Origin of the sequence: Polaribacter sp., from assembly GCF_039939415.1 — a bacterium.
GTDB lineage: Bacteria > Bacteroidota > Bacteroidia > Flavobacteriales > Flavobacteriaceae > Polaribacter.
The window spans coordinates 46,186-53,016 of the sequence record NZ_JBDVJE010000002.1 but is presented as its reverse complement, the minus strand read 5'-3'; the positions used below and the strand labels follow the sequence as shown (position 1 = coordinate 53,016).

General features: G+C 27.6%; 6 protein-coding genes. 3 read left to right on the top strand and 3 right to left on the bottom strand.

What is annotated here, in order from left to right; all coding sequences use genetic code 11:
- Nucleotides 1–287: 287 nt before the first annotated feature.
- On the bottom strand, nt 288–1,133 hold the full coding sequence (locus ABJG40_RS00205; RefSeq protein WP_348022560.1) for a hypothetical protein: 846 nt from the start codon (nt 1,131–1,133) through the stop codon (nt 288–290).
- Nucleotides 1,134–1,263: 130 nt separating this feature from the next.
- Nucleotides 1,264–2,499 carry an FtsX-like permease family protein gene (locus ABJG40_RS00200; RefSeq protein ID WP_348022559.1) on the bottom strand — a complete coding sequence of 412 codons (1,236 nt, stop codon included), beginning with the start codon at nt 2,497–2,499 and terminating at the stop codon, nt 1,264–1,266.
- A 52-nt stretch (nt 2,500–2,551) separates the two neighbouring features.
- On the opposite strand from ABJG40_RS00200, the gene ABJG40_RS00195 reads away from it, so the two are divergent.
- Both ABJG40_RS00195 and ABJG40_RS00190 read left to right on the top strand, forming a co-directional pair.
- Nucleotides 2,552–3,763, top strand: coding sequence for a DUF1343 domain-containing protein (locus ABJG40_RS00195; protein WP_348022558.1), 1,212 nt, complete (start codon nt 2,552–2,554; stop codon nt 3,761–3,763).
- A gap of 2 nt (nt 3,764–3,765) precedes the next feature.
- Nucleotides 3,766–4,830, top strand: a complete 1,065-nt coding sequence (locus ABJG40_RS00190; RefSeq protein ID WP_348022557.1) for a serine hydrolase domain-containing protein — start codon at nt 3,766–3,768, stop codon at nt 4,828–4,830.
- On the opposite strand, the gene ABJG40_RS00185 is transcribed toward ABJG40_RS00190, so the two are convergent.
- A complete protein-coding gene (locus ABJG40_RS00185) occupies nt 4,814–5,662 on the bottom strand; it encodes a sterol desaturase family protein (RefSeq protein ID WP_348022556.1) in 849 nt (282 codons plus the stop codon). The two genes, ABJG40_RS00190 and ABJG40_RS00185, sit on opposite strands and share 17 nt — an antisense overlap.
- A gap of 132 nt (nt 5,663–5,794) precedes the next feature.
- Here ABJG40_RS00185 and ABJG40_RS00180 point away from each other — a divergent pair, with 132 nt between their 5' ends.
- A complete protein-coding gene (locus ABJG40_RS00180) occupies nt 5,795–6,829 on the top strand; it encodes a quinone-dependent dihydroorotate dehydrogenase (RefSeq protein WP_348022555.1) in 1,035 nt (344 codons plus the stop codon).
- The last annotated feature ends 2 nt before the right edge of the window (nt 6,830–6,831 follow it).

Below are 6,831 nucleotides of genomic sequence, written 5' to 3'. Positions count from 1 at the left end.
ATTTGATTACAACTTAAACATAATAGTAGACTTAAAAAAAAGAAGGTTTTAATTTTAGGAATCAATTTTAAAATGTTTTTGAGCGTTATAATTATTATTGATAAAGTTTTAAGAAGTTTAAATCTCAAATTTACAAAATACTTTTTTAGTAAAGATTAATTCACAACTGATCTGTAAGTAAAATAAATTATTCACTATATAAATACCACATAAAGGATTTAAATAATATTATAAAAAAAACATCTCTTAAGAAATGTTTTTTTGGTAGGTTATATGTTTTATAATCTTTATTTTTCAGGAGCAGACTGGTTACCTCCAGATTCTTTTAATTTCTTTTGTTTACCTTCAATAATTGTTAAATAGTTAAAAAAGACTTTTTCGGTTCTAATATCAACATCTCCATCTTCGTAGATATAAATTCCTCTTTTTTTTCTTTCTCCATTTTTATAAAGTCCTAAGAAAATATCTTTTTCATTCCAAAATTTAAAAGCAATTAAGTGTGCTTTTCCTTTAAACCAATAGCCTGTGTGTAAATCACCGTTTTTCCATATATATGTTCCAAAACCATTTTCACAATCACCTTCTACACATCCAGTATTGTCAAATTTTATAGGTCCAAGTAAAGATTTCGAAGTTTTATCATCAAATACATAATAACCATGAGGTGTTGGTTTTCTGCTTCCGTTTTTATATAAGCCTAAATAGTAATCTCCAGATTTCCAAAATTTGGCACCAAAATAATGTGGTTTTCCATTTTTCCAATAGCCTGCATGTAAATTTCCACTACTATAAATATATACACCCCAGCCTTCTTCACAATTTCCAGAAACACATCCTTTCTCATTATAAGAAACTGAATTCGTTCTATTTTCACTATCACCACCTTGCCAAGCATAAATACCAAAACCAGGTTTTCTATTTCCATCTTTATAAAGACCATACCAAAAATCTCCATTTTTCCAAAAATACATTCCGAAATAATGTTTATTTCCATTTTTCCAAAAACCTGCATACATATCACCATCTTCCCAAATATAAGTTCCAAAACCATTTTCACAATCACCTGAAACACAAATTGCATTTAATGATAATGACGCAAAAAGCATAAAAAGTAGTAAAGAAATAGTTTTCATAGTTGTTAGTTTTGGTTGATGAAAAGTAAATATAATTAATTTAATATACTTTAAAAATGTACAGTCTCCTTTTTTAAAGGTTTAGTAATTAAATTATTATTGAAAAAGCTATTAGTTATGCTTTAAAATTTTAAGCAAACTTTATAGATTTAGAAGGATTGATTTTAGTAATAATATAAGAAGGAATGATTAACATTAAAAAGCACATAATGAGCGTTCCAATATTTAATAATAAAATATAAGTAAAAGAAATATGAACAGGCATTGTTGTTACGTAATAAGTTGCTGGATCTAAGGTTATAATTTTAAAATAATGTTGAATAAAAATGATAGATAAACCAATAATATTTCCCCAGAAAAGTCCTTTTAATATTAAGTAAGAAGCATTGTATAAAAATATTTTACGAATACTTGTATTTGTGCTTCCTAATGCTTTTAAAATACCAATCATTTGTACACGTTCTAGAATTAAAACGAGTAGGGCAGTAATCATATTTATACCTGCAACCAAAATCATTATTGCAATTATAAACCAAACATTATTGTCAAAGAGTTGAATCCATTCAAATACTGTTGGATATGTATCTAAAATAGTTTTACTATTTAAAGTTGCGCCAATATTACTGTAAATTTCTTCTCCTTTTTCTTCTATATTATCAAAACTATCTAAAATTACTTCAAAACCTCCAATTTCATTTTCATTCCATTTGTTGAGGTTTTGGATTTCTCTAAGATCACCAATCATAAAAGATTTATCAAATTCTGTAAAACCGGTATTGTAAATACCTACAATTGTATATTTTCTATTTGATGGTAATTTACTAGTTGTCGTTTTTAAGAAAGTAGCTAAAATAGTATCGTTTAGTTTTAGTTGTAAACGATTCATTATTGTTTTTGATAATAAAACTTCTTTAGTTCTTGGTAAGTTTAGATTAGGAGTTCTTCCTTCAACTAAATATTCTTTAAAGAAAGTCCAATCATAATCTGTAGAAACTCCTTTAAAAATAATACCTTCAAAATCGTTTTTTGTTCTTAAAATTCCTGCTTTATTTGCAAAAGCTTGTACGTTTTTAATGCCATCTATATTTTTAAACTTCGGATAAAAATCTTGGTTTTTATTTACAGGTACTGTAGAAACATCAGAATTATTGGCATCGTAATTGATAATTTGTACGTGGCCTTTAAAACCAGCCATTTTATCGCGAATTTTATATTGTAAGCCAGCACCTGTTGCCACAGCAATTAGCATAATAATAATTCCTAACGCAATTGCAGTAATTGCAATTTTTATTATTGGCGATGAAATGCTATTTTTATACTTTTTGCCAGCAATAATGCGTTTTGCAATAAATAACTCGTAATTCAAATTGATGATAAATTTTAACCTTCGTAAAAGTACATATTTATTCTTATTTCTTATGCTGAATTTTCAGCTGATTTCTTGTGCTCAAAAACCAAAAATTAAAACTAAAAAACCTGAAAAAGAAACGTTGGTTATAAAAACAGGAGCAGAGCGTACTAATTTGTATTTAAAATTATTAAAAGGTAAAAATATTGCTATAGCTGCAAATCAAACTTCAGTCTTGTCTGTTTTACAAAGAGCAGAAGTTACACCAAACGTAATGGGATCTAAAAAAGTAACACATCATTTGGTAGATTATTTACATAATTACAAAGATATTAATGTTAAAAAAGTATTTTCTCCAGAGCATGGCTTTAGAGGAAAAGCAGATGCTGCAGAACATATAAATGACGGAGTTGATAATAAAACGGGTTTACCTATACTTTCTTTACATGGAAAAAGTAAAAAACCTTCTGCAGCACAATTAAAAGGAATTGATGTTGTTATTTTTGATATTCAAGATGTTGGCGTTCGATTTTACACCTACATCTCTACGTTACATTATGTGATGGAAGCTTGTGCAGAAGCTGGTGTAAAAGTAATTTTATTAGACAGACCAAACCCAAATGGACATTATGTTGATGGACCTGTTTTGGAATTAGAACATACATCTTTTGTTGGTAAGCACCAAGTTCCTGTTGTTTATGGAATGACCATTGGTGAATATGGAAAAATGATAAATGGTGAAAAATGGTTAAAAAACGGAATTCAATGTGATTTAACTGTAATTCCTTTAAAAAATTATACTCATCAAACAGAATACAGTTTAGAAATAAGACCTTCACCAAATTTACCAAATGATAAATCTATAAATTTGTACCCAAGTTTAGGTTTTTTTGAAGGAACTACCATTAATGCTGGAAGAGGAACAGAGTTTCAGTTTCAAAGATATGGAGCACCTTTTTTTAGTAAAAGTGATTTTAGTTATACTCCAAAATCAAATTTTGGAGCTAAATATCCGAAGCATAAAAATAAACTTTGTTTTGGAACAGATTTAAGAGAAACAGATCGTTTGTCTAAAATTGATTTATCTTTTTTGATTGATGCTTATAATCGTACTCCAAAAACAGAAAAATTCTTTGGAAATACATTTACAATTCATGCTGGGACCAAAAAGTTACAGCAACAAATAGAAAAAGGTTTATCTGCTAAAGAAATTAGAAAAACTTGGAGTAAAGATTTGGAAGTGTTTAAATTGGTTAGAAATAAATATTTAATTTATAAGTAGTTATGGAAATAATAAAATTCTTTTTGTTGTCCCTTTTAATGGTGTCATCTTGTTTTTCTCAAAAAACTGATACAAACTTTGTAAAAGCCAATGCAATTGCTCAAAAGTTTTTAGAAGCTCAAAAAATACCAGGAATGTCAATTTCTATATCAAAAAAAGGAGCTTTAATTTGGTCTAAAGGTTTTGGTTTTGCTGATGTAAAAACAAAGAAAAAAGTAAATTCTAAAACCACTCAATTTAGAATTGCAAGTATATCAAAAACATTAACTGCTGTAGCTTTAGCGAAATTAGTAGATGAAAAAAAACTTAATTTTGATGTAAGTTTATATGATTATGTTCCAGAGTTTCCTAAAAAAAAATATGATTTTACAATTAGACAAATAGCAGGTCATTTATCAGGAATAAGACATTATAATGGAAGTGAGTTTTTAATAAATAAAAAGATGTCTATTGTTGAAGGTTTGGATGTTTTTAAAGATTCTAAATTACTTTTTAAACCACAATCAAAGTTTAAATATAGTACTTATGGATGGAATTTATTAAGTGTTGTTATTCAGAATGCTTCAGGTAAAGATTATTTAAAATACATGAATAAAAATGTTTTTGAGCCTCTTAAAATGGATAAAACTGTTTTAGATATATCTGATGACGAAAATGAAGATAGAACAAAATTCTACATTAAAAGAAAAGCAGTTGTTAAAGAAGGACCATCTGTAAGTAATGAATTTAAAGCAGCAGGAGGAGGTTTTTTATCAACTTCAGAAGATTTAATTTTATTTGGTAATGAGTTTATACAACCAAAAATTATTAGTGAGAATTCTTTAAAAGAATTAGTTACTCCACAAATAACATCCGAAGGAAAAAATACAAAATATGGTATAGGAATTGGTATTTCTAAAACAAAACAAAATAATTTAAGATATAGTCATTCTGGTGGTGGTGTAGGAGCTACTACATATTTGTTAATTTATCCAGAAAAAGAGGTTGTAATCTCTATTCTAACAAACTTGTCTGGAGTAAAAATGAGAGATTTAATTAAAGAATTAGAAATTATTTTTGTTGAATAACTTCCTCAAAAACTGTAGGCTTCCTAGAACCTTGAAAAGGTTGTTTTAACAATTCTTTTAATGAAGAATTTTTCTTCTCATCAAAAAAAGTATCAACTCCATACACAATTTTTTCTCTGTCCATTTCCATATACGTTCCTAAAAGTCTGTCCCAAATAGAAAAAATATTTCCGTAGTTAGAATCTGTATAAGGCAACTTATAATGATGGTGAATTTTGTGCATATCTGGAGACACAATAAAGTAGCTTAAAAGTTTATCCACCTTTGGTGATATTTTTAAATTGGCATGAGTAAATTGTGTGAAAATTAAAGACATAGATTGATATAACATAATAATAGCAATAGGTGTTCCTACTAAAAAAACGCCTAATAAAGTAAAAGAAAAACGAATAACACTTTCTATTGGATGATGTCTGTTTGCAGTGGTTGTGTCTACTTTATGATCTGAGTGATGTACTAAATGAACCATCCACAAAGTTGGAATTTTATGCTCTACAAAATGTGCTAAATAAGCACCAAAAAAGTCTAAAAATAAAACACCTAATGTAATATATAACCAAAGAGGCATTTCTGGTAACCAGTTTATCAATCCAAAATTATTTGCTTGTACCCAATCTGCAGTTTTTAACAATAAAAAAGCCAAAGCAAAATTGATAATGATTGTTGTAAGTGTAAAAAACAAATTCGGAAAAGCGTGTTTCCATTTTTTGTAATTGAATTTAAAAAGTGGAAAAACTCCTTCTAAAATCCAGAAAAAAGTAATACCTCCCACAAGAATTAAACTTCTATGTGCAGAAGGAATGGTTTCAAAGTAATTAAATATAGTTTCCAAATTGATTTTATTTTTGTCTAAAATAATGAAAATTGTTGAACTCTTAATTTGAAACCTATTTTAGAGTGATATCGACTTAAAATATGTAATTTTGCATACTAGAAATAAGCTACTTAATAATTCTAGTTACTCATGTACAAATCTATTGTAAGACCCATTTTCTTTTTATTCGATCCAGAAAAAATTCATCATTTTACATTTTCTTTAGTTAAAATGATGTGTAAAATTCCTTTTATGACTTCAATTTTTAGAAGTTTATATGTGATTGAAGATAAAAAATTAGAAAGAAATTTATTCGGAATTACATTTAAAAATCCTGTTGGTTTAGCTGCAGGTTTTGATAAAAATGCAGTTTTATATAACGAATTGGCAAACTTTGGATTTGGTTTTATAGAAATAGGAACTGTAACTCCAAAAGGTCAAGAAGGAAATCCGAAGAAAAGATTATTTCGTTTAAAAGATGATCAAGGAATCATTAATAGAATGGGTTTTAATAATAAAGGTTTAGAAGCTGCCATTGAAAACTTAAAGAAGAATAAAGGAAAAGTTGTAATTGGTGGAAATTTAGGTAAAAATACGGCAACATTACCAGAAAATTACACAGAAGATTATTGTACCGTTTTTAAGGCTTTACATCCTTATGTAGATTATTTTGTGTTGAATGTAAGCTGCCCAAATGTTGGAAGTCATGCAAAATTAAATGATAAAGATTATTTGGTTGAATTGATTTCTGCTTGTCAGGAATTGAACAAACAAGAAATAAAACAAAAACCAATTTTATTAAAAATCGCTCCAGATTTAAATAATATTCAATTAGATGAAATTATAGAATTGGTAACAGAAACTAAAATTGATGGGGTGATAGCTTCAAATACATCAACAAATAGAGATAATTTAAAAGTTTCTAAAGAGCGTTTAGCAGCAATTGGAAATGGAGGAGTAAGTGGACAACCAGTAAAAAATCAGAGTACAAAAGTGATTAAATACTTAACAGAAAAATCTAACAAATCTTTTCCTATTATTGGAGTAGGAGGAATTCATTCAGAAAAAGATGCTTTAGAAAAAATAAATGCAGGAGCAGATTTGGTACAAGTATATACTGGTTTTATTTATGAAGGACCAAAATTAGTGAAGCGCATAAACAAAGCAATTTTAGCACAATCCTAATT

Excerpts from the sequence above, each read along its gene's own strand:
- ABJG40_RS00195 (WP_348022558.1), top strand. The coding sequence starts at position 2,552 with ATGCTGAATTTTCAGCTGATTTCTTGTGCTCAAAAACCAAAAATTAAA.
- ABJG40_RS00205 (WP_348022560.1), bottom strand. The coding sequence starts at position 1,133 with ATGAAAACTATTTCTTTACTACTTTTTATGCTTTTTGCGTCATTATCA.
- ABJG40_RS00190 (WP_348022557.1), top strand. The coding sequence starts at position 3,766 with ATGGAAATAATAAAATTCTTTTTGTTGTCCCTTTTAATGGTGTCATCT.
- ABJG40_RS00180 (WP_348022555.1), top strand. The coding sequence starts at position 5,795 with ATGTACAAATCTATTGTAAGACCCATTTTCTTTTTATTCGATCCAGAA.